The 21183-nt window shown below is 72.1% G+C and carries 25 protein-coding genes; 9 read left to right on the forward strand and 16 right to left on the reverse strand.

The genetic code is table 11. From position 1 onward, the window contains the following. The 4 genes from Psi01_RS25065 to Psi01_RS25080 all read right to left on the reverse strand — a co-directional run. The coding region (locus tag Psi01_RS25065) for a hypothetical protein (protein ID WP_204066549.1) at positions 1 to 598 on the reverse strand (598 nt) is incomplete at its 3' end. Between the two features lie 93 nt (positions 599 to 691). Further along, positions 692 to 1633 carry an endonuclease/exonuclease/phosphatase family protein gene (locus Psi01_RS25070; protein ID WP_204066550.1) on the reverse strand — a complete coding sequence of 314 codons (942 nt, stop codon included), beginning with the start codon at positions 1631 to 1633 and terminating at the stop codon, positions 692 to 694. Positions 1634 to 1712: 79 nt separating this feature from the next. Further along, a complete protein-coding gene (locus tag Psi01_RS25075; RefSeq protein WP_204066551.1) occupies positions 1713 to 2765 on the reverse strand; it encodes an NAD(P)H-dependent amine dehydrogenase family protein in 1053 nt (350 codons plus the stop codon). Between the two features lie 87 nt (positions 2766 to 2852). After that, a complete protein-coding gene (locus Psi01_RS25080; RefSeq protein ID WP_204066552.1) occupies positions 2853 to 3641 on the reverse strand; it encodes an SDR family oxidoreductase in 789 nt (262 codons plus the stop codon). Positions 3642 to 3828: 187 nt separating this feature from the next. Here Psi01_RS25080 and Psi01_RS25085 point away from each other — a divergent pair, with 187 nt between their 5' ends. The 4 genes from Psi01_RS25085 (at position 3829) to Psi01_RS25100 (ending at position 5837) form a co-directional block, all read left to right on the forward strand. After that, entirely contained in the window at positions 3829 to 4014 is a 186-nt protein-coding gene (locus tag Psi01_RS25085; protein WP_204066553.1) for a hypothetical protein, read from the forward strand. 292 nt (positions 4015 to 4306) lie between these two features. After that, positions 4307 to 4876, forward strand: coding sequence for a hemerythrin domain-containing protein (locus Psi01_RS25090; RefSeq protein WP_204066554.1), 570 nt, complete (start codon positions 4307 to 4309; stop codon positions 4874 to 4876). 209 nt (positions 4877 to 5085) lie between these two features. After that, entirely contained in the window at positions 5086 to 5379 is a 294-nt protein-coding gene (locus Psi01_RS25095; protein WP_204066555.1) for a hypothetical protein, read from the forward strand. An 11-nt stretch (positions 5380 to 5390) separates the two neighbouring features. Beyond that, positions 5391 to 5837 carry a CBS domain-containing protein gene (locus tag Psi01_RS25100; protein WP_204066556.1) on the forward strand — a complete coding sequence of 149 codons (447 nt, stop codon included), beginning with the start codon at positions 5391 to 5393 and terminating at the stop codon, positions 5835 to 5837. Positions 5838 to 5921: 84 nt separating this feature from the next. Here Psi01_RS25100 and Psi01_RS25105 read toward each other — a convergent pair whose 3' ends face one another. The 3 genes from Psi01_RS25105 to Psi01_RS25115 all read right to left on the reverse strand — a co-directional run bounded on the left by Psi01_RS25105 (position 5922) and on the right by Psi01_RS25115 (position 8746). Continuing rightward, positions 5922 to 6851, reverse strand: a complete 930-nt coding sequence (locus Psi01_RS25105) for a DUF2382 domain-containing protein (protein WP_204066557.1) — start codon at positions 6849 to 6851, stop codon at positions 5922 to 5924. A gap of 105 nt (positions 6852 to 6956) precedes the next feature. Further along, positions 6957 to 7457: a GNAT family N-acetyltransferase gene (locus tag Psi01_RS25110; RefSeq protein ID WP_204066558.1), complete on the reverse strand. Its 501-nt coding sequence runs from the start codon at positions 7455 to 7457 to the stop codon at positions 6957 to 6959. Between the two features lie 107 nt (positions 7458 to 7564). Beyond that, positions 7565 to 8746 carry an ROK family protein gene (locus Psi01_RS25115; RefSeq protein WP_204066559.1) on the reverse strand — a complete coding sequence of 394 codons (1182 nt, stop codon included), beginning with the start codon at positions 8744 to 8746 and terminating at the stop codon, positions 7565 to 7567. A gap of 309 nt (positions 8747 to 9055) precedes the next feature. Here Psi01_RS25115 and Psi01_RS25120 point away from each other — a divergent pair, with 309 nt between their 5' ends. After that, positions 9056 to 9889, forward strand: coding sequence for an amidohydrolase family protein (locus Psi01_RS25120; protein WP_204066560.1), 834 nt, complete (start codon positions 9056 to 9058; stop codon positions 9887 to 9889). Positions 9890 to 9945: 56 nt separating this feature from the next. On the opposite strand, the gene Psi01_RS25125 is transcribed toward Psi01_RS25120, so the two are convergent. Next, positions 9946 to 11817, reverse strand: a complete 1872-nt coding sequence (locus tag Psi01_RS25125; protein ID WP_204066561.1) for a nitrate- and nitrite sensing domain-containing protein — start codon at positions 11815 to 11817, stop codon at positions 9946 to 9948. Positions 11818 to 11922: 105 nt separating this feature from the next. Between Psi01_RS25125 and Psi01_RS25130 the strand changes: the two genes are divergently transcribed. Then, complete coding sequence (locus tag Psi01_RS25130; RefSeq protein WP_239128008.1) at positions 11923 to 12342, forward strand: hypothetical protein; 420 nt, start codon at positions 11923 to 11925, stop codon at positions 12340 to 12342. Here the strand turns inward: Psi01_RS25130 and Psi01_RS25135 are convergent. The 3 genes from Psi01_RS25135 to Psi01_RS25145 all read right to left on the reverse strand — a co-directional run bounded on the left by Psi01_RS25135 (position 12284) and on the right by Psi01_RS25145 (position 15886). Beyond that, on the reverse strand, positions 12284 to 13141 hold the full coding sequence (locus Psi01_RS25135; protein WP_204066562.1) for a hypothetical protein: 858 nt from the start codon (positions 13139 to 13141) through the stop codon (positions 12284 to 12286). The genes Psi01_RS25130 and Psi01_RS25135 overlap by 59 nt on opposite strands. A 114-nt stretch (positions 13142 to 13255) precedes the next feature. Continuing rightward, positions 13256 to 14761, reverse strand: a complete 1506-nt coding sequence (locus Psi01_RS25140) for a S1 family peptidase (protein WP_204066563.1) — start codon at positions 14759 to 14761, stop codon at positions 13256 to 13258. 165 nt (positions 14762 to 14926) lie between these two features. Continuing rightward, entirely contained in the window at positions 14927 to 15886 is a 960-nt protein-coding gene (locus Psi01_RS25145) for a LysR family transcriptional regulator (protein ID WP_204066564.1), read from the reverse strand. Between the two features lie 136 nt (positions 15887 to 16022). On the opposite strand from Psi01_RS25145, the gene Psi01_RS25150 reads away from it, so the two are divergent. After that, entirely contained in the window at positions 16023 to 16244 is a 222-nt protein-coding gene (locus Psi01_RS25150) for a DUF6158 family protein (RefSeq protein WP_204066565.1), read from the forward strand. A gap of 81 nt (positions 16245 to 16325) precedes the next feature. Beyond that, positions 16326 to 16571: a hypothetical protein gene (locus Psi01_RS25155; RefSeq protein ID WP_204066566.1), complete on the forward strand. Its 246-nt coding sequence runs from the start codon at positions 16326 to 16328 to the stop codon at positions 16569 to 16571. On the opposite strand, the gene Psi01_RS25160 is transcribed toward Psi01_RS25155, so the two are convergent. The 3 genes from Psi01_RS25160 to Psi01_RS25170 form a co-directional block, all read right to left on the reverse strand. Then, positions 16568 to 17140: a P-loop nucleotide/nucleoside kinase family protein gene (locus Psi01_RS25160; protein WP_204066567.1), complete on the reverse strand. Its 573-nt coding sequence runs from the start codon at positions 17138 to 17140 to the stop codon at positions 16568 to 16570. The genes Psi01_RS25155 and Psi01_RS25160 overlap by 4 nt on opposite strands. Beyond that, the gene (locus tag Psi01_RS25165) at positions 17137 to 17958 is read right to left on the reverse strand and encodes a patatin-like phospholipase family protein (RefSeq protein WP_204066568.1); all 822 of its coding nucleotides are present in this window, start codon (positions 17956 to 17958) and stop codon (positions 17137 to 17139) included. The genes Psi01_RS25160 and Psi01_RS25165 overlap by 4 nt, the downstream gene beginning before the upstream one ends. Before the next feature lie 128 nt (positions 17959 to 18086). Further along, entirely contained in the window at positions 18087 to 18509 is a 423-nt protein-coding gene (locus Psi01_RS25170) for a PPOX class F420-dependent oxidoreductase (protein WP_204066569.1), read from the reverse strand. Positions 18510 to 18559: 50 nt separating this feature from the next. Between Psi01_RS25170 and soxR the strand changes: the two genes are divergently transcribed. Then, positions 18560 to 19096, forward strand: a complete 537-nt coding sequence (soxR, locus tag Psi01_RS25175) for a redox-sensitive transcriptional activator SoxR (RefSeq protein ID WP_204066570.1) — start codon at positions 18560 to 18562, stop codon at positions 19094 to 19096. Between the two features lie 15 nt (positions 19097 to 19111). On the opposite strand, the gene Psi01_RS25180 is transcribed toward soxR, so the two are convergent. Continuing rightward, entirely contained in the window at positions 19112 to 20008 is an 897-nt protein-coding gene (locus Psi01_RS25180) for a sugar phosphate isomerase/epimerase family protein (RefSeq protein ID WP_204066571.1), read from the reverse strand. Positions 20009 to 20011: 3 nt separating this feature from the next. Then, positions 20012 to 20917 carry a phosphotriesterase family protein gene (locus Psi01_RS25185; RefSeq protein ID WP_204066572.1) on the reverse strand — a complete coding sequence of 302 codons (906 nt, stop codon included), beginning with the start codon at positions 20915 to 20917 and terminating at the stop codon, positions 20012 to 20014. Between the last annotated feature and the right edge of the window lie 266 nt (positions 20918 to 21183).

Consider the following 21183-nt stretch of genomic DNA (forward strand, 5'->3'; position numbering starts at 1 on the left):
CGCTGGTGGACTCGACGTCGGCGATCTCCTTCTCCAGGTCGGCGACGCGCTTGTCGATGGACGTCCGCAGCTCCGTGCTGATTTCCACGCCCAGGGCCCAGGCGTCGGACGCCTCTCCCTCGTTGATGTTGTCCATCGCCTCGACGCGGCCCTCGCGGGTGTCCTTCTTCAGCAACTCGACGATCTTGTCGTCCCAGGCGAAGAAGTCCTCCCAGGCGGGCCGGAGCTTGACGAACTGCGCCTTCTCGGCCTCGGTCAGGTATTCGACGTGGGTGTTGTCGAGCGTGTCGAAAAGGGCCTTCTTGGTCGCCATCAGCCCTTCACGGTTGTAGGAGTCGGGCTGGGTGGCGACCTTTCCCCCGTAGGCCCCGGCGTCGGCCACCACCAGGCCCTGCCAGCTCGTGGCGTCGGCGACGTGGTAGGCGAAGGTCTGGATGTCGTCCTTGACCTGCTCCAGCTGGTCCATCCGGAGGTTGATGTCATGCTGGCGCTTCAGGCCCCACTGGCCGACTGCGACGGTGGCGACGATGAGTGCCGACACCAGCAGGAACGACAGTCCCAGACGTTTGCCGACGCTCAGATTCCTCAACTGGGACACGATGTCCTCTCCAGTAATTCACAGAACTGTCACATGAAGCCTCTTCTCCGATCGGCATCGCGGACGGTGAGTTGAGGGGCCATCGGTTCCCTTTTACGGCAGGCCGAGCTCGGCGAAGACCGGCCGGTGGTCGGTGCCGGGCAGCGGGTGCACGCTGAAGGCGTACACCGCCATCCGCTCGTCGGCGAGCACGTGGTCGATCGTCACGCCGGGGACGGGCGACCACCCCTGCTGCGGCCAGGTCGGCGTCAGCCCCCGGCCCGCCACGTCCGCCGCGTCGCGGTAGCCGCTGTCCAGCAGTTCGAGGACCGGCCGGTGGTCGAGGGTGGCGTTGAAGTCGCCGGCCAGCACCCGCAGCTGCCCGCCCGCCCTGGGCAGCGCCGCGAGACCGTCGGCCCAGCAGCGCACCTTGTAGTCGTATGTCGGCGCGCACGGGTGCACCGAGACGACCTCTACCTTCCCGCCCGGGTGCGCGACCACGGCGCGCGCCTGCCGGAAGTTGCCCAGCTCGATCAGGGGCCGCTCGGTGAGGGGATACCTGGAGTAGATCCCCGACCCCGACACGCCGTTGTTCGACCGGTCGAGCACGTGGGGCATGGTGGTACGCAGCCCGGCCTCGTCCAACCGGCCGAGCGCGTCGGGAGTGAGCTCCTGGATGGTGAGCACGTCGGGATCGAGGTCGTGCACCAGTTTCACCAGGGACGCGGTGTCGGCCTCCCCCACCGCCACGTTCACGGCGAGCACGCGCAGCCGCCGGTCCCCGGGCCGCTGCTCACCGTCGGAGACGTGCCGGGGGAGTACGGCCGCCGCCAGCGCCAGGCTCGTCACCAGGGAGACGACCGCCGCCGCCCGGCGCCGCAGTCCCAGTCCCAGCAGTAGCGGAAGCGCCGAGGCCGCCGCCACGTAGGGGGTGAACGCCACCAGCTGCACCCACTGCCACACCGGCGTCCACCCGGAGATCCGCAGCACCGCCCACGCGGCGAACGGCGACAGGACCAGCCATACCAGCCCGCTCACCCATCTCGATTTGATCACGAGGGTGGAGCGTAGCCGGAGGGCGTGCAGATTCTGTGGAGATCCGTACCGTTCTCGGGGGAGACGCTCTCTCGGCCGGTCAGGCCAGCAGGCCGCGGCCGGTGACCAGCGGCAGGTCCAGGGCGGTCAGCAGGCCGGGCGGCGCCTCGACCACCGCCGGAACGGCGTTGACCAGCCGCATCGCGGTGGCCTTCAGGCCCGCGGTGTTGTGGTCGCCGTCGCTGCCGAGCAGTTGCAGGTCGAGGGTGTAGTCGGGCTCGCCCCTGACCACGACGCGGTAGCAGCCCTTGCCCGTCGGCTGCGGCCAGTCCGGGCCGAGGTCGTCGCGCAGCCGCGTCACGTGCTCCAGCACGATCGCGGCGCGGCCGTTCCGCATGCCCCTGACCTCGAAGCGCAGCGCGGCGGCCGTGCCCTTCTCGATCGTCCCGGCGGCGACCTCGAACGTCTCGGGCGCGGGCAGCCGGGTGTGCCACTCCTCGACGCCGTCGAGCTCCACGCCCAGGCCCGCCGCGAGCTGGCGGACCACGCTGCCCCACGCCATGGTCAGCACGCCCGGCTGCAGCAGCGTCGGCACGTCCTCCAGCGGGCGGCCGAAGCCCATGATGCCGAACAGCACCATGGCCTGGTTGTAGGTGGCGTAGTTGAGGACCTCCATGCAGCGCACCTCGTCGATGCGCTCGCTGATGCCCGTCAGGGACAGCGGCAGCCAGTCGTTGGCGTAGCCGGGGTCGATGCCGTTGACCCAGATCGAGGCCCCGCCCTCCCGCGCCGCCTCCCGGATCGGGCCGTCCAGCGAGCCGTCGGGGAACTGCAGGAAGACCGGGCCGCTGGCCACGACGTTCGCACCCGAGCGCAGGATCCGGGCCAGGTCGTCCAGGGCGTCGAAGATCCGGTCGTCGGCCATGGCGGTGTAGACGACGCAGTCGGGCCGCAGCGCCAGCAGCGCCCCGGCGTCGCGGGTGGCGGTGACGCCGAACGGCTCCAGCCCGGCCAGCTCGCCGGCGTCGCGGCCGTCCTTGGCCGGGTTCGACACGTAGACGCCGGCCAGTTCGAGGTCGGGCCGGGCGCGGATGCCCGCGAGCGTGTGCCGGCCGACGTTGCCGGTGCTCCACTGCACCACCCTGTAGACCATGGCCCCTCCCTGGGGTTCTTCCGGGGCGGGGCCGCGCTCCCGCCCTGTGCCGTGCGACGGGCTCCACTCGGCCCGCCGCCGTCCGCGCTAGAGGTCGGGCAGTCCCAGATCGAGGTTGGGCCGGTCGAGGCCGCCGTCCACCTCCAGCACCGTGCCGGTCATGTAGCTCCCGGCGGAGGAGGCCAGGAACAGTACGGCCGCCGCCACCTCCTCCGGTTCCCCGATCCGCCCGAGCGGGGTGTTGCGCTCCATCTGGGTGCGCAGGCCGTCGTCGCTCATGACGATGTCCAGGGCGGAGGTGGCGACCGAGCCGACGGCGATCGCGTTGACGCGGATCCGCGGCGCCAGGTCCTGCGCCGCCAGCCGCGTGTAGTGCGCGAGCGCCGCCTTGGCCGTGCCGTACGCCAGATAACCCCGCCCCGGCACGCGGCCCATCACCGAGGAGATGTTCACCACCGCTCCGCCGCCCGCCTCGATCATGTACGGCACGGCGGCCCGGGTCAGGTCGTGCGCTATCCCGACGTTGAACTGGAACGCATTCTCAAGATGCTTCCGTTTGGTGTCGAGGAACGGCCGGGGCAGCGCGCCGCCCACATTGTTGACGACCACGTCCAGGCGGCCGAAGGCGTCCACGGACCGCTGTGCGAGCGTCTCGGCCGCGTCCGGCCCGCTCAGGTCCGCGGGGACGACCAGGGCGCGCCGCCCGGCCGCCTCCACCTGCTCGGCAACCGCCTTCAGCTGCTCTTCCGTGCGGGCGGAGATCACCACGTCCGCCCCCGCCTGTGCCAGTGCGACCGCCGTCGCGGCCCCGATGCCACGGCCGGCGCCGGTGATGACCGCGACGCGGCCGGGAATGCGGAAACGGTCCAGGATCATTTCTCGGCCCTCCAGTACCGCAGCCTAGAACCGATCTAGAACCTGTTTCAATATCACGGGCGATATTGGCGGCCGTCACACCGGTTGCAGAGTGTCGCCGACGCCTGACATACACCCGTCTCTCCCGGGCACACCTCTCGCACCGCGACGAGAAACACCGGCGCGACGAGGAACATCAGGAGGAAGCGTGTCGAACCCCGACGAGAACAGGCCGCTGGCCGACCGCCGGAACATCGACGAGGACCACGACGTGCCGGATGTGGCCGGCGAGTTCACCCCGTCCCCGACGGATCCGTCCAACCAGCCGGAGGACGACCCGAACGAGCGGGTCTACGGCCAGGACGAGGGATACGAGAAGCCGACCGAGGTGTGACGGGATCGGACGGGCCCGGCCGCCCGAGAGGCGTGCCGCGAGGCGCTGCGGGGTGCCCTGGGGGATCCGCAGGGTGCTGTGCGGGGCTCCCCTCGGGGTGCCGCGAGGCGAAGGTCATCGCATGGACATCCGCGGGGAAAGCCTTGCTCCGCGGGGCTCGTGTCCGCCCGACCGGCCCCGTCCAGTTTGCAATCTTGTCGAGTAGATGGTCCCGTTCCGGCGCCGCCGTGATCGACGTGGCCGTCACCCGGGCCGATTCCCGAGGCGGCCGCTCACGGAAAGGAAAGCGCTGATGAGCACGATCCAGGAAACGGACGTCGTCGCCGTCCTGACACACGATCATCGTGAGGTCGAGCGGATGTTCGCCGAGCTGGAACAACTGCCGACGGGGGACACCGACCGGCGCCGGCAGCTCACCGAGAAGGTCATCACCGAACTGGTGCGCCACTCGGTCGCCGAGGAGGCCTACGTGTACCCGGCCGTACGCGATCTCGTCCCCGGCGGCGACGCGCTGGCCGACCGGGAACTGCGCGAGCACGCCGAGGCCGAAGAGACCATGAAGGAGCTGGAGGAGACCGACATCGCCGACGCACACCACGGTGTCCTGCTGAACCGGCTGATGGCCGAGATCCGCGCGCACGTGCAGGAGGAGGAGCACGAGCTCTTCCCCAAACTGCGCGCCAACGCCGACGCCGATCAGCTGGCCGAGCTGGGCCGGAAGGTCCAGGCGATCAAGAAGGTCGCACCCACCAGGCCGCACCCGTCGGCCCCGGACACCCCTCCGGGCAACAAGATGATAGGACCGCTCGCCGGTCTCGTCGACCGGATGAGGGACGCGCTCAGCGGCCGCGGCGAGGGCTGAGGACCCGGCCCCGTACGCCTGACGGGGACGTGACGGGCCATACGCGGACGCCCGGGGCGGGTACGGCCGGCGGGCCGGTGTGACCGGCTCCGGGCGTCCGCGGTTGCGGACGTTTCGATAGGTTTTGTGTAGGTATGCCGGGGTCTGGCCGGTGCCCGCCGTGATGTCCCGGCGGGGAAGCGTATGGGACCGGCCGTTGGAGGTCTCCGGTGGCGGCGATCGCCGCCGTAGTGATCTTCATCGTCGCCTACGGGCTCATCGCGACCGGGCGCGTCCACCGGACCGCGGCCGCCCTCGGCGGCGCCGGGCTGATGCTGCTGATCCACCTGGCCCCGCTGATCATGGTGGTGCTCGTCGGGCTGTGCCGGTGGCTGTTCCGCCCGGCGTCTGGCTGCCTCATCTCATGTGAGGGCGGCGCCCCGGGAGGGGCGGCGGGCTCGGTTAGCCTGATCTGCGGGACACCCGCCCCCGGACGGGCGCCCCGCTCGCCCCCCCGCAGGTGAAGGAGCCACCCGTGCGCGCTCGCGACCTGGCCGCCGCGTTTCCCACGGTCACCCTCGGCACCTCCGCGCTGGCCGCCGCGCGCCTGCTGGCCGAGCAGGACCTGCCCGGCCTGATCGTCGTCGACGACGAGGGCCGACCGCTCACGATCCTGCCGGGCACCCAGGTGCTGAGGCTGGCCGTACCCCCGTACTGCCAGGAGGACCCGGCGCTGGCACGGGTGATCGACGAGGCCCACGCCGACAGGTTCGTCGCCGAACTCGGCGGGCGGAGCGTCCGGGAGTGCCTGCCCGGCCAGCCCCGCGAACTGCCGATCACCGACCCGGAGGCGACCATCCTGGAGATGGCCGCGCTGATGGCGCGCACCCGCAGCCCGCTGGTCGCGGTGGTCGGCGACGACCGCGAGCTGCTGGGCGCTGTCACCCTCCAGGCTCTGCTCGACCGCGCTCTGGAGACCTGAGCCCGGAGGACCCGACCCCGGAGGACCCGAGCCCGGAGACCCGACCGGCGTCCCGCGTCCGCCGGTCGGGTCTGCGCGGCGGGGTCAGCGGCCCCGGCCGGTGTCGTCCTCGCCTTCGAGGACGATCCGCTCCTTGCGGACCTGCTCCGAGATCGTCTCCTCGTCGGCTATCTGGTCCTTGGTCAGGCGGACCCGCTCGACCGGCACCGTCTCCGTGGTGATGACGGGGCGCTCCTCGTGCAGGGTGATCTCGTGCTCGGACTCGGTGAGCTCGGGCCCGCGCAGAGCGGCGTCCAGGTTGTCGTCGGTGATGGGCTCGCGCTCGATGCGCGCCTCCTCGCGGGTGACCGGGACGGTCATCTGCTGCTGCTCGGTGACGATGTACTTGCGCAGCCGCACCCGGCCGGTCTCGTGGGACTCGGTGCCGACGTCCAGGCGCTCCTCGGAGCGGGTCATGGCGTCGTCGGAGGCCGCCGGGTGCGCGGCGCGCGAGGCGGCCTGGCCGGTGGACAGCGCGGCCTCGGCCGAACCGGGGGAGCCGCTGAGCCCGGAGGTGGAGTCCATCCCGGAGGAGGCGTCCAGTCCCGAGGAGTCGCCGAGCCCCGCGGAGGTGCCCAGGCGTTCACGCTCGCGCAGGCCGCCCGAGTGCGCCCACCCGCTGTCGCCCGGCTGGTTGGCCTCCTGCCAGGAGGACTCCCAGTCGATGTCGTAGTAGCGGTAGAGCTCACGCTCCTCCTGGGCCGACAGGTGCCCGCCGGAGTCCACGTCGACGTGGGGCGCGTCCTTGATGGTCTGCTTGTCGTAGGGGACCTCCACGTGGTCCTGCACCAGTACGGCGTCGCGGATCGGCACGAAGGTCTCGCTGAGGCCGAAGAGTCCGGTCTTCACGCACAGCCACTCGGGCCGCCCGGTGGCGTCGTCGAGGTAGACGTGCTTGACCTCCCCGACCTTGTCGCCGTCGGCGTCGTAGAGCGTGTGGTCGATCACGAGCGGTATCTGCTCCTGCGTGATCATCTTTGCCCCTTTCTCTGCTCGTCCGTCGGCTGTGCTCTACCGCTGCTTTCTCCCGACAAACCTCACATAAGGGCATTTACCGGTCATTTAGCTTCAAATGCCCAATCATTGGCCGGAGCGCCAGACCACCTCCCCCTCCTCCCACTCCTCCGTCGGCGCGAGCCCGATGCGGCGGGCCACGGCGCAGGAGGCGGCGTGCTCGGGATGGATCGTGGCCTCGAAGCCGGTCACACCCCGCCCGGCGAGCCAGGCGACCATGGCGCCCGCGGCCTCGGTGGCGATCCCTCGGCCCTGCCACGGCGTGCCGACCACCCAGGCGACCGTGGCCCGCGGCGGGACGACCGTCGCCTGGACGTAGCCCACCAGCGCGCCCTCCAGCCGGATCACCCAGTTGAGCCACTGCTCGCCGCTGCCGGGCGACGGTCCGGCGATCATGCGGGCGTAGCGGTCGCGCAGCTGCCCGGCGGTGGCCGGGGAGCCTCCGATGAAGGTGTGCAGGCCGGGGTCGGCCAGGGCCGCGGCCATCTCCTCGGCGTGCTCGACCGCCAGCGGTTCAAGGGTGAGCCGGGCCGTCGTGATCTCTTCGGTGTTCGCGGGGAGGTCCATGGAGACCGCAGTGTGGCACAGCGGAAGCTCGTCCGCCGCCCGGTCTCCCGGCGGGTACGGCGCGCGGCCCGCGTTTCCGCACGGGCCGGGAGGTCTGGCGGGGTCGGCTACGCCTGGACGAAGGACTGGTCGACGCTGTCGGGGGACAGGACGTGCTCGATGACCATGACGGCGGCGCCGATCACGCCCGCCCGGTCGCCCAGCTCGCTGGCGGTGATGGTCAGGTGCTGGGTGGCCAGGGGCAGTGAGCGGCTGTAGATGACCTCGCGCAGACCGGCGAGCACCTGCTCCCCGGCCTCCGCGACGTCGCCGCCGATCACGATCACCGAGGGGTTGAAGAAGTTCACGATCGAGGCGAGGACGTCGCCGATCTCGCGCCCGGCCTGGCGGATGAGCTGGACCGCCTGGGTGTTGCCCGCGCGCACCAGGCCGACCACGTCACGGCTGCCGGCCGCCTCGACCCCCACGGCGCGCAGCCGGGCGGCCATGGCGGCGCCCCCCGCCACCGCCTCCAGGCAGCCGACGTTGCCGCAGCGGCAGATGATGTCGAGCGCGGAGGCGACCCGGATGTGCCCGACGTCGCCGGCCGCGCCCTGGGCGCCGCGGTGCAGGCGGCGGTCGCTGATGATCCCGCAGCCTATGCCGGTGCCGACCTTGACGAAGATGAGGTGGTCGGCCTCCGGGCGGGCCGCCCAGTGCTCGCCCAGCGCCATGATGTTGACGTCGTTGTCGACCAGGACGGGGGCGCCCAGCCGCTCGCTGAGCCACTCGGGGACGGGGAAGCCGTCCCAGCCCGGCATTATCGGCGGGTTGATCGGCCGTCCGGAGCTGTGCTCGACCGGGCCGGGCAGGCCGACCCCGATGCCGCAGACCTCGTCGACGGAGTGGCCGGTCTCGGCGAGCATCTCCTCGAAGGTGCGCTGGAGCCAGGTGAGCGTCACCTCGGGGCCGCGGTCTATCGGCACCTCGGCCGCGCGCTCGGCCAGGACGTCGGTGGCCAGGTTCGTGACCGCCACCCGGGCGTGGGTCGCGCCCAGATCGGCGGCGAGCACCACGCGGGCTGAGCTGTTGAAGGTGAAGGCGACGGCGGGACGCCCGCCCGAGGAGATCGCCTCCTCGGTGGGGACGATCCACTGCCGGCTGAGGAGCGCGTCGAGCCGCTGCGCCAGGGTGGATCGGGCCAGACCGGTGAGCTGCACCAACTCGGCCCGGGTGCGGGCCTGGCCGTCGCGCAGGATCGTCAGGAGGGCCCCCGCGCCGGTGAAGGAACCGCTCGCCTCGCTCAGCATGCGCACAGTCAACACCCCTCGTTTTCGTCACGTCAACGCGACTTAATCCCGTTCCGCCTGCTCATTATGCCTTACCAGCTGTTACTTTTGTTTAAACGAAGTCATAAGTGAGAGATGGCACCTCGAAACATCGCCGAAATCGGTCGGCCACTGGCAGATTTCTTTCGACAGCGTAGTGGTCGCGCCGCGTACGACCCGCCGCCGGACATGAGGTCCGACCTATGCGAGGACATTTCCGGAGAAACCTTGTTCGGAGCCGCTCCTACCGGTTGAATGGTCCGATCACTTCTCGGGGAGCCAGAGAGCCTCATGATCGACGCGCATCACCACATCTGGGACCTGTCCGTACGGGACCAGGACTGGATCACCGGCCCGGCGCTGGCCCCGCTGCGCCGGGATTTCGGGATCGGAGACCTCCCGGCCGCGGCGAACGGCGTCACGGCCACCGTGCTCGTGCAGACGGTCACCGTCGCCGAGGAGACGCCGGAGCTGCTGGCCCTGGCCGAAGGACACGACCTCGTCGCGGCGGTGGTCGGGTGGACCGACCTGACCGCGCCCTCGGTCGACGACGACCTCGCCGCGCTGCGGGCCGCGCCGGGCGGCGGCCGCCTGCGGGGCGTCCGGCACCAGGTGCAGGGCGAGGCGGACCCGCGCTGGCTGTGCCGCGACGACGTGCGCGCCGGGCTGCGGGCCGTGGGGGAGGCGGGGCTGGTCTACGAGCTGCTCACCCTGCCCCACCAGCTCCCCGCCGCGATCGAGACCGTGAGCGCCCTGCCCGGGACGGCCTTCGTGCTCGACCACTGCTCCAAGCCGCCGATCGCCTCCGGCGCCCTGGAGCCCTGGGCCGGGCTCGTCCGCGAGCTGGCCGCCCGGCCCAACGTCACGTGCAAGCTCTCCGGGCTGGTCACCGAGGCCGACTGGGAGAAGTGGACGGTCGAGGACCTGCGGCCGTACGCCGAAGTCGTCCTGGAGGCCTTCGGGCCCGGGCGGGTCATGTTCGGGTCCGACTGGCCCGTCTGCCTGCTCGCGGCGTCGTACGAGAGGGTGCTGGAGAGCGCGCGGGCCCTCACCGGCGGCCTGTCCGCCGCCGAACGGCGGGAGGTGTTCGGCGGCGTCGCGGCCCGCGTCTACGGGATCGCCTGACCTCCGCCGGCGTTCACGGAGCGGTCCGGCCTTTGACCGTGCGGCTGCGCGGGCGGCTACGAGATCGCCTGGGCCTCCTCGGCGAGGATCGAGGCCGGGATCAGGGCGACCGCGCTGATCCCGCCGTAGGGCGAGGGACGCAGGGCGACCTGCACGCCCTGCCGGGAGGCGAGCATCGCGACCACGAACAGGCCGAGCCGGTCGCTGTCGGCCAGGTCGAACTCCGGGCTGTCGGCCAGGCGGCGGTTGAGCTCGTCCAGCTCCGGCTCCGGGATGCCCAGGCCACGGTCCTCGATCTCGACCACCAGCCCGGTCGCGGTGACCTCGCTGCGGACGATCACCCGGGTCTGCGGCGGGGAGAACACCGTCGCGTTCTCCACCAGCTCCGCGATCAGATGGATGACGTCGGCCACGGCCGAACCCGCCAGCGACGCCGGGGGCGTCGGCAGCACCTGGACCCGGGCGTAGTCCTCGACCTCCGCGACCGCCGCGCGCAGGACGTCCACCATCGGGACGGGCTTGCGCCACCCCCGGCCGGGCGTGGCGCCGGACAGGATGATCAGGTTCTCCGCGTGGCGGCGCATCCTGGTGGTGAGGTGGTCCAGCCGGTAGAGGTCGGCGAGCGTCTCGGGCTGCTCCTCCTTGCGCTGCATGGCCTCCAGCTGGGTGAGCTGGCGGTGCAGCAGCGACTGGTTGCGCCGGGCCAGGCTGACGAAGACCTGGCTGACGCCCCGGCGCAGCCGGGCCTGGTCCACGGCCGCCTCGTAGGCGGTGTGCCGCACCGAGTCGAGCGCGTGGCCGATGTCGCGGATCTCCGGGGCGCCGTCGATCGGCGGCAGGGACTCCTCGGGCGCGTCCTGGCCCCGGCGCAGCCGGGCCACCAGGCGCGGGAGCCGTACCTCCGCCAGCTCCCTGGCCGCGTCCCGCAGCGCGCCCAGTTCGGCGGCCAGGCGCCCGGCGAAGCGCAGGGACAGCAGCACCGACAGGATCAGCATGATCAGGCCCAGGCCGCCCGCCACCGCGATCTGGACGAGGACGGCGACCGCGGCCGGGGTGACCCGGGGGACGAGCATGTCGACCACCTCGGCCTGGTCGCGCTCCACCTCGGCCCAGAACCGGTCGACCGGCGACAGGTCGGCCGGCAGGTCGCGGGAGGCGACGACGCGCGTCTCCAGCAGGGTGTAGGAGCGCGAGACGGCCGAGGAGGCGAGCCGGTCGTACGGCGCGCGCAGCTCCGCGTCGAGCCTGGCCATGGCCTGCTGGGACACCAGACGGCGGGTCGAGACCATCCGCGCGAAGGCGGTGTGCTCGGCGTCGCCGAGCCGCCCGCCCCCGCCCACCGCCGACAGCAGCGCCCGCTGCCGGGCCAGGATCTCCTTGGCCTCGCCGAGCGCGGTGACCGACCTGGCCTGCTGGTAGATCGAGATGTCCGGGACCAGGATCATCCGGTCGTACATGCGGAACATCGAGTCGATGATCCGGTTGTAGGTGTCGATCACCCGGACGGTGTCCGCGGAGCGGGAGTCGACCAGGGCGCGGGCGGCGGGCAGCTGGTCGAGCTCGGCGAAGAACGACGTCAGCCGGATCCGCAGTTCGTCGCCGACCGTCTCCTGGACGTCGTCGGCGAGCGCGAGCCTGCGGAAGGCGGCCAGGGCCTGGTCGGACTTGAGCCGCTGGGCGAGGAGGGCGTCCTGATCGGACTTGGCGTTCAGGTAGCGGGCCGAGTGCAGCCGCTCGTTCTGCAGCTCCATGACGGCCTTCTCCGAGGGGAGGGCCACGTTGCTCGCCAGGGTGTTGATCTCCAGGAGCCGCAGTCCGTCACCGGCGGTCAGGCTGGCGGCGAAGCTCCAGAGCAGCACCAGGGAGATGATCGGCACCAGCAGCAGGGCGGTGATCTTGAGTCGGATCGGCCGGCCAGAGTTGTCCATGCGTCGCCTTGGGGGGAAATTTCATGATGGAATGCGCGATCAGAGATCGCCTGAGGTTACACCTCCCGCGATCCCTCGGTCAGGCCCATTCTCCTGGAGGCACCCGTGCGGCTACCGCGCACCCCGTCCGGCTGGACCATCGCCGTCTTCGGCCTGCTCGCCTTCCTGCTCGGCGTCCTCGGGCTCGTCTCGCCCGACACGATGCTGGCCATGCTCGGCTTCGAGGTCCTGCAGACGCGCGCGGAGGGCGACTACACCCTCGTGTACATGGCGGCCTCGTCCATGGCCGCGGTGAACATGGGGATCTACTACATGCTCGCCGCGGCCGTGGACTTCCGGCCGTTCTTCCTGTGGACGGTCCCGTTCCGGCTGGTGACCTTCACCGTCTTCACCACGCTCGTGGTCACCGGCGCCGCGCCCGCCAAGTTCCTCGGCGTGGGCCTGTGGGAGGGCCTGGGTGCGCTGATCACCGGGGCGGCGCTGTGGTGGGAGTCGCGCCGGACGCCGGCCCCGCAGGCCGCCTGAAGAAGGCCGCGATCGCGTAGGGGTCCACGGGATCGGCGAGCAGGGCGAGCATCTCCCCGCGGCGCGCGAGGTCGACCTTGAACGGATGGCCGAACACCCGCGGGCCGGTCCCGTCGTGCAGCACCCGGGTCAGCATCAGATCGCCCGGCAGGGCCTGCCCGGACAGCAGTTCGTCGGTCAGGACCACCTGCTGCCCGCCGTCGTCCAGGGTCACCCGCCGCCCGGACACGCCGACGACCTCCCACAGGCGCGAGGGCGTCGTCCGCCACGCCTCCAGCAGCTTCACCTCGTCCTCGCGCAGCCACTCGCCCCTCGCGTCCAGGAACTCCCCGATCACGTCGTGCTCGAACAGCGCCAGGTCGGCCAGGGCGTGCTCGGCCACCCGCACGCTCCGCGCCACCAGCTCCTCGACCAGGTGACGCCGGGCCGGCCGGTAGAGGAAGACGAGCAACCGCTCGAACAGGTGGGCGGCCCGGTCGGCGAGCTCCCGCTGAGGGTCGGTGCGGCAGGCGGCGTACTCGGCCGCGTCCCGCCGCGCCGGCTCCAGATCGGGGTCCAGCGCGAGCGCCTCCCCGATGAGCCCGGCCGCCTCGAAGGACCGGCCCTCGCCCTCGGCGGACCTGGCGGCCAGCAGCAGCGCGGCGGGATCGGTGCGGGGCAGCGCCTCGACCACCGCGGACGGCAGAGGCTCCCGCTCCACCTCGTCGGCGATCCGCGCGAGGGTCTCCGGGGAGCGCGACAGGTTGGCGATCACCACGGACAGGTCCGCGTTCTCGTCCCGGGGCATCAGTTCGCTCATCCGTCCATCATGTCCGCCGTACGGCTCCCGCATGACGGCGGCGCCGCCGCCCCGGGCTGGGACGGCGGCGCCGCGGTCGTCGTGCGGGGTTCCCGCGAGGGGTTCCCGTGCGGGTCACGGCCTGGTCAGGCCGAGGGTGTAGGAGCCGGAGCCGCTGTAGGCGTGGACCCGGACCCGGTAGGTTCCCGCGGTGCCGTTGTAGGTGAAGGCCTCGTCGGGGTTGGGGCTGGTGCCCTGGGCCACGGTGGTCCAGGTGGAGCCGCTCAGCCTCTGCAGGTAGGCGTCGTAGTCGGTGCCGTTGGGGCCGTCCAGGCAGATGCGGTGCGTGCCCGCGGCGGCGGTGTAGCCGCCGGTGCCGGGCTGGTAGGCGTTCTGGTTGGAGGTCAGCGAGCCGTTGTAGGTGTTCTGGTAGCCGCTGCAGCCGGTCGGCGGCGGGGTGCCGCCACCGGCCAGGGTGAGCCCGTAGGTCGACAGGATCTCGTTGACCGGCTGGTGGTAGGTGGTGCCGCCGGAGGTGCAGTTGCCCGAGCCGCCGGAGGTGACGCCCTGCGCCTGGTCGCCGGAGATGTAGGAGCCGCCGGAGTCGCCGGGCTCGGCGCACACGGTGGTGCGGGTCACGCCGGTGATGGTGCCCTCGGGGTAGGTGACGCTGGTGTTGTGCTGCTGGATCGTGCCGCAGTGGTAGCCCGTCGTGGAGCCGGAGCGGCAGATGGAGGAGCCGACCGCGCGCTGGGTGGAGCCGTTCACCGGCAGGAGGGTGGAGCCGCTGCCCTTGACCACGCCGACGGGGGTCCAGTTCGAGTTGACCTCGACCCAGGCGTAGTCGTTGCCCGGGAAGGACGAGCCGCGGAAGGTGCCCTGGGCGACCCGGTTGTAGCCCTGGGTGGCGGTGCCGACCCGGCCGCAGTGCCCGGCGGTGACGAAGCCGCCCTGGCTGCCGGTCCTGGTCACCGAGAAGCCGACCGAGCAGCGCCCGCCCATGTAGTAGGCGTCGCCGCCGCGCACGTCGTACAGCGCCCTGGGGTCTTCGGTGGAGGCCTCCACCCGGACGAGTGAGGCGTCCAGGCCGCTGCCGTCGACGAAGCCCTGGGCCTCGGCGGTGTCGCGGGCCAGCACGACGACGCTGTTGCTCTGCAGGTCGACGTACCACGACGGGATGGACTTGGGAGCGCTGCCGGAGAGCCCGTCCAGGTGGGCCTTGGCCGCGTCGAGCGTGGCCAGCGAGTGCTTGACGAGCTTGGCCTGGGCTCCGGCCTTGAGGATGGTCGCTACCTGGGTGGAGTCGTTGGTGGCGACCACGAGTTCGGCGGTGGGGCCGGTCAGCCAGGCGCCGGCGAAGCGGTCGCCGAGCTGCCGGCTGAACACCGGCTCGACCTTGGAGGCGGCGGCCTCGTTGACCAGGCGGGCCCTGGCCTCCGCGCCGGAGATGCCGAGGTCGCGCTGGAGCGCCTCGATCATCCCGGGGTCGGGCTGGGTGGTGGCCGCGGCCTGCGCCTTGGCCTGGGCGTACAGGGACTCGGGAGCGGATGAGCCGCCGGGTCCCCCGTGTGCGATGGCAGGGGTGGCCACCAGCGTGAGGGCGAGTGCGAAGCCCGCCGTCACGGCACTACTGCGGAGCATGTGATCTCTCCTCATGTTGGGGGGTGCGCGGTCACCGTAACCGCGCGGGCAGGAGAGACGGCTCTACCACTTCGCCCCTATCACCGCGTTATGGGGACTTGTCAGGCGGGGCCGTGCCGCAGGTGCGACGGCCTGCGGCACGGCCCCGCCGATGGGCGGGGAGGATCAGGGCGAGGTGCCGAAGTGGGGGTGACCCGCCAGCCAGGCGGCGTAACGCTCGCTGCGCCGTACGGCGTCGGCGTGGGCGGCCTTGGCGTACCCGGCGACCATCGGGGCGACGCGGGCGATGGGCGCGTCCGGATGCCAGCCGAGCAGGTGCCGCCAGCGCAGCGGCGCCTCGGAGATCGGGACCATCGCCAGCCCGGCCGAGGGCTGGAAGGTCGCCTGGCACAGCACCGCGGCGCGGCCGACCTTGGCCAGGTGGATGCAGGTGGCCACGTCGGTCTCGTAGATGGTCTGGGGGGTGAAGCCCGCGCGGGCGCACGCCGCGGCGAAGCAGTCACCGAAACAGCCGTCGCCGGGGGTGACCGCCCACTGCTCGCCGGCCAGCTCGCCCAGCTCCACCTCCCTGCGGCCGGCCAGCGGATGGTCCTCGTTGAGCATGACGAAGACGGGGTCGGAGCCGACGGTGTGCCACACCACCGGCCCCTCCACCGGCGGCGGGCTCTCCCCGCAGGCGCCGATGAGGGCGAAGTCGATCACCCCTGACATGATCATCGTGGTGAGTTCCCTGGCCGACCAGGAGGTGCGGGTGGTCACCGGCGTCGACGGCCACGCCGTCGCGAGCCGGTCCACCAGCCCTCCCAGGATCGGGCCGTTGGTGGCGCCCACCCGGTAGCGGGGGACCTCCCCGCCGGCGTTGGCGAACCGCACGGCCTCTTCCTGGAGCTCCCGGGCGGCGGGCAACAGCACCCGTGCCCGGGACAGCACCAGTTCCCCGAGAGGCGTGGGTCTCGCACCGGTGTGGTCGCGGTCGAACAGGCTCCCCCCGAGCACCCGCTCTATCCGCTTGAGCTGCGCGGTCAGCGCAGGCTGGGCCAGCCCGAGATGGGTGGCCGCCTTGGTGACGCTCCCGGCCTCCGCGACCGCGCGCACGATCTTGAGGTGTCGGAGCTCGAGATCCATACCGGGAACGTAAGGCTCTCGCGTTATACCCGCAATCTAAATCAGTCACGAAATCTGACTGAATTTCGTGGAATCGTTCCAAAGGCAAGCACCGCGGCGGAGGTGAGGGTGAGCCGTGACGGGGTAGGCGGATCCCATGACGATGGGAATCGATCCGAAGGACCTCACGGAGGACGATCTGCTGCGCGAACTGCGGCAGCTGCACGCGACACGGACCGACACCTTCCTGCACGGCTCCGGTGACGCGCTCGCCAACCACACCGAACGGACCCGGGAACTGGAGGAGGAGTACCTGCGGCGCCACCCCGAGCGCGAGGTCGACCCGGAGCGGTTGCGCGAGGGCGCCCGGCAGCGCTGAACCCCCCGGCCCCGGCACGCGGCGAGACGCCGGACCGCGTGCCGGGGGACACGAACGACCGGCGGGCACGACCCAGGAGGTATGGCAATGTACGACGCCAACCGGGATGTCCAGACCATGTCCCTTGAGGACAACACCGTCTACGAGGCGGTGGCCGCACTGGCCACGGACGGCCACACCGCTCACACGGCGGACGTCGTCCACATGACGGGCCTGCCGGAGGAGGCCGTACGGCGCAGCCTCGCGTCCCTGGCCGAGAAGGGCGCGATCGAGACGCGCGACGGCTTCCACTCCCTCGGCCCGCACGACTGGGAAGTGGAGTACTAACCGGACCACCGGGCGGCGATCCGCTCCGCCTGCTCGCTGGCCGAGGGGGCGCCGGGGCGGTTGTCGACCTCGGTGTACGGCACCGCCGGCGGTTCGTCCACCCGGATCGCCCGCAGATACTCCTCGAACCGGGCCAGCTTGCCGTGGTCCCTGGCCAGGCCGCGCCGGAGCAGGCGCTCGCGCAGCGTGGGGCCGTCGGAGCGCACCCACAGCAGGTGGACCGGGGCCCCGCCCAGCTCGCCGACCCAGCGCGCCCACAGGTCGGCGTCGTGGACCTGCGAGGTGAAGGGGCCGTCGAGCATGACCGGGCAGCCGTGGGAGCGGATCTGCCGGGCGAGGGCCGTCAGGCCGGCGTACTCGTGCACCTTGACGTGCTCGTCGTACCAGGGACCCTCGCGCTCACCGGGCTCGCGGCCGTGGGCGCGCAGGGTGGCCGCCACGAAGCCGCCGTAGGCGGTGTCCTTGTCCAGCAGCGCGGGCACCGGGCGGAGCCGGGCCAGCAGGGCCGCCGCCACGGTCGACTTGCCCGCGCCCGGCGGCCCGCTGACGATCCACAGCGGAGCGGTCACGACCAGGCTTTGCGCACGGTCTCGACGACGGCGGGAGCCTGGGCCAGACCGGCGTCGAAGGCCGGGCGCCAGAGCGCCGGGTCCAGGACGTTGACGCCGAAGACGGCCATGGCCGCCTCGTCGGGGACCACGTGGGCGAGCACGGCGTCGCCGAGCTTGGCGATCTCGGCCTTGAAGCGCGCCCGCGGGGCGACGTTGGCCATCGGCTCCAGCACCACGACGGAGGAGGAGCCCTGCGCCAGGTCGGCGTTGGTGGCCGAGCGGACCCCGCCGTCCATGTAGCGGCGGCCGCCGATCTCCACCGGGACGAAGACGCAGGGGACGGCGCAGCTGGAGGCGACCGCCGAGACCAGGGAGGCCCCCGAGTCGCGGTCCCAGACCACGAACTCTCCGGTCCCGGTGTCGACCGCGGTGACCAGCAGCCGGCGCTCGGGCCACTCCTTGACCGGCAGGCGATCGCCGATCGTCTCGATCCTGGCGCCGGTGTCCTTGACCGCCAGGGCCAGCTCGCCCACCCGCCTGCGGGCCTCGCGCGGCTCCAGAGACGGGTCGTACAGGATCCCGAAGGCCGCCATGACCGGTTCCATGTCGACGGCCGGGACGGTCGCCGTCGTCTCCGAGGTCGCCTGCGCCGCGACCGCGGTCTCCAGGTCCGCCTCGGTGGTGACCAGCGCGCCCACCACCGACCCCGCCGAGGTGCCGACCACCAGGTCCGCCGTTCCCAGATCCACGCCCGCGCGCCGGAGGCCGGTGATGATCCCGGCCTCCCACGCGATTCCGGCGATGCCTCCGCCGCCCAGCACCAGTGCTCTCGTCATGGCCCCATTCTTACCGGATCATCCCGTTCATCACTGAGCGGCCTGCGGATCGGGATCGCACGTCGTGCCGTGGTCAGACGCCGTGCCCCGGTCAGACGCCGTGCCCCGGTCAGGCGCCGCGCCGTGGGTCAGACGTCACGGCCCACCATGCCGGACTGCGCGGGGTCGACGCCCCAGGAGATGATCCGCCGGGGACGGATGCGGATGATCTCGCGGCTCATGTACGGCGAGGGCGGCTCGTGGTCCTCGATCGCCTCGGCCGTGCCCCGGATCTCCACGCCCCTGACCCGCCACGGGTCGGTCGAGGCGATGTCGTCCACCACGAACGCGACCCGGCCGTTGGCCCGGACGTTGCGGAACTTCCTGGTGGCCCCCATGGCGCGGCCGTAGATGTCGATCGTCCCCGTCCCGGGGTTGTAGTGGAAGCCGGTGGGGCTGTTCTGGAGGGTGCCGTCGGGCGCCACGGTGGCGAGACGGCCCAGGCGCTGCCCGGCGAGATAGTCGAGCTCCGCCTGGCTGAAGATCTGTGTGGAGGTGTCTGAGGTCGTCATGACGCCAGGTTGCAACCTCAAGCGAAGTTGAGGTCAACATAGGATGGGGCGTGTCCCAGAATTCGGAGCTCACCGTCGGCCAGGTGGCCGCCCGCAGCGGGGTCGCCGTCTCCGCCCTGCACTTCTACGAGGCCAAGGGGCTGATCCGCAGCCGCCGTACGGCCGGCAACCAGCGTCGCTACGCCCGTGACACGCTGCGCAGGATCGCCTTCATCCGGGTCTCCCAGCGGGTCGGCATCCCGCTGAAGGTGATCCAGGACGCCCTGTCCGCGCTGCCGGACGAGCGCACCCCGAACCGGGAGGACTGGGCCCGGCTCTCGGAGATGTGGCGCTCGGAGCTGGACGACCGGATCAAGCAGCTCCAGCGGCTGCGCGACGGCCTGACCGACTGCATCGGCTGCGGCTGCCTGTCCCTGGACCGGTGCGCGCTGGCCAACCCCGGCGACGTGCAGGCGGCCAGAGGACCGGGCTCGCGGCTGATGGTCGCCTCGCGCCCCGCCCCGCGCGCCGTGGACTGCGTCCCCTGCGGGGATCCCGGCGCGGGGGCCCCGGACGCCCTGGACCCCTCGGAGGCCGCGAGCGCCTGAACCGCGGGCGCGCGTTCAGATCCCGTGCGCGCGGAGCCAGGCGCGGTTGGCGCGCTGGTCGTCGAGGATGCGGTCGAGGTCGCGGCCGACGGCCGGGGCGTCCTGCTCCACGACCAGCCAGCCCTCGTAGCCGGCCAGTTCCCGCAGGACGCCGGCCAGGTCGACCTCCCCGGCGCCGAGGGCGGTGAACGCCCCGGCGGCCACGGCCGCCGACAGGTCGCCGCCCGCGGCCGTGACCCGGTCGCGGATCTGCCTGCTGGCGTCCTTCAGATGGAGCTGCCTGACCCGCCCGCCCCACTCCCGCGCGGCGGCCACCGGGTCGCCGCCCGCCAGCCAGAGGTGGCCGGTGTCCAGGCAGAGTGAGACGTCGGTGAGGTCGAGCAACCGCTCGATCTCCTGCGGGGTCTCCACGAGGGTGCCCAGGTGATAGTGGAAGACGGGTTCGAGGCCGCGCTCGCGGCAGCGGTCCGCCGCCCGCTGGATCCGCGCCGCGAAGGCGGGCCACCGCTCCGACGGCAGCCCGGGGGCGGCGCCGGAGGCGAAGCGCGGGGGATGGGCCGGGCAGGCCAGGGTGGGCCGGGGCGCGAAGCGCTCATCGGCCCCCGCCGCCTCCATCGCCTCCGCTGCCGCCGAGAACACCGCCAGCGCCGCGTCCAGGCCGGAGAGATCGGCGGTGAAGGCGGCCTCGTCGTCATAGCGCAGGTCGACCCAGCCCCCGGCCAGGCCCATCCCGGTCGCGGCCAGCCGTTCCCCGAGCTCCGTCCCGAGGCCCAGATAGCCGATCGGGCCGGAGTCGACGCCGTCGTAACCGGCCTCGGCCAGCGCGCGCAGCAGCGCGCCGGGGCCGGGCAGGGCGCCCTCGGCCTGGTAGATCCCGAAGTTGACGGGGGCGTTCGCGACCCGGATCGCCATGGCTCACTCCATGCCGGTCATCCAGCGGAGAGGGTTGTCGTGGGTGATGAGGCGGATGGTCTCCTCGGGGACCCCGGCCTCGCGCAGCCGGGGCAGGAAGGTGCGGAACAGGTGGCCGTAGCCGGGGCCACCGTACCTCTCGATCTCCGCGACCCGCGAGAGGCCGCTGCCGAGCAGCAGCCGATGGGCGTGGCCGGCCGCGATGAGGTCCAGCGCGTCCCGCAGCCGGTCGGCGCCCACGGAGGTGAGGCGGACGTAGCCGCCCGCCTCGGCGATCTTGTGGGGGACCGCGGAGTCGGTCCCGGCGTCGCCGACGCTGACCCGGTGGGCGGGCAGGCCCTCGGCGAGCAGGAGCTCCATCAGGGCCAGGCCGCCCCGGCGGTGGACGGCGACGGGCAGGCCCGAGGCGAGCGAGGCCCGGGCCGCGGCGGCCGCGCAGCGCTCCTCCACCGGCGTCGGCTCCCCGCTCCAGGCGCCGATCTGCCCGATCAGACCGGGCTTGGCGCTGGTGCCGTCCAGGCCCTGGCCGATCTCGCCCATCAGGTGGCGGGTGAGCTCGTCGACGTCGGCCTCGGCCGTCCAGGAGGGCAGGAACGGACCGGCGAAGAAGCCCGTCGCGGCGACCACGGCCACCCGGCTCGCGGAGGTGATCCTGGCCAGGGCCGAGACGTCGCGGCCCGCGCCGACGCAGGCGGCGTCGACGACCAGGCCGAGGTCGTCGGACCGGCGCAGCCCCTGCAGCTCCGCGATGACCGACTGCTCCTCGTCCAGCCAGCGGTGCGGGTCGGAGTCGACGCCGACCCCCCATCGCGTGTCGGTGCGCAGGTGTTCGCCGGGGAGGACGGCTCCGGTGATCTCGGCGGGGGAGAGGGCGCCGGTGAGGGTGCGAATGACAGGAAGCTCGGGCATAAACGGACATTAACTGATTTTTTGGGCAAAAATCCCTCGGTTCCCAGGGTTTTACCTTCGGACCGCCGAGCGGCCCCTTTTGCGCGCCGGATGAAAGTTACATGCCCGCACCCGCACTTGCTCGGCCTTTGTTAGTTTATTGATCAAACTATTGACGCTGAGGACAACGGCATGTGACCCTCTGGGCGCTCATGCACGTGCATCACGGGCGGTCGAGGTCAGGTTTCCGCTCCCTGGTCGTGCATGGCGGTTTGTCTGTTGCTTTG

It is taken from the genome of Paraplanobispora siamensis (assembly GCF_016863175.1).
Lineage (GTDB): Bacteria > Actinomycetota > Actinomycetes > Streptosporangiales > Streptosporangiaceae > Planobispora > Planobispora siamensis.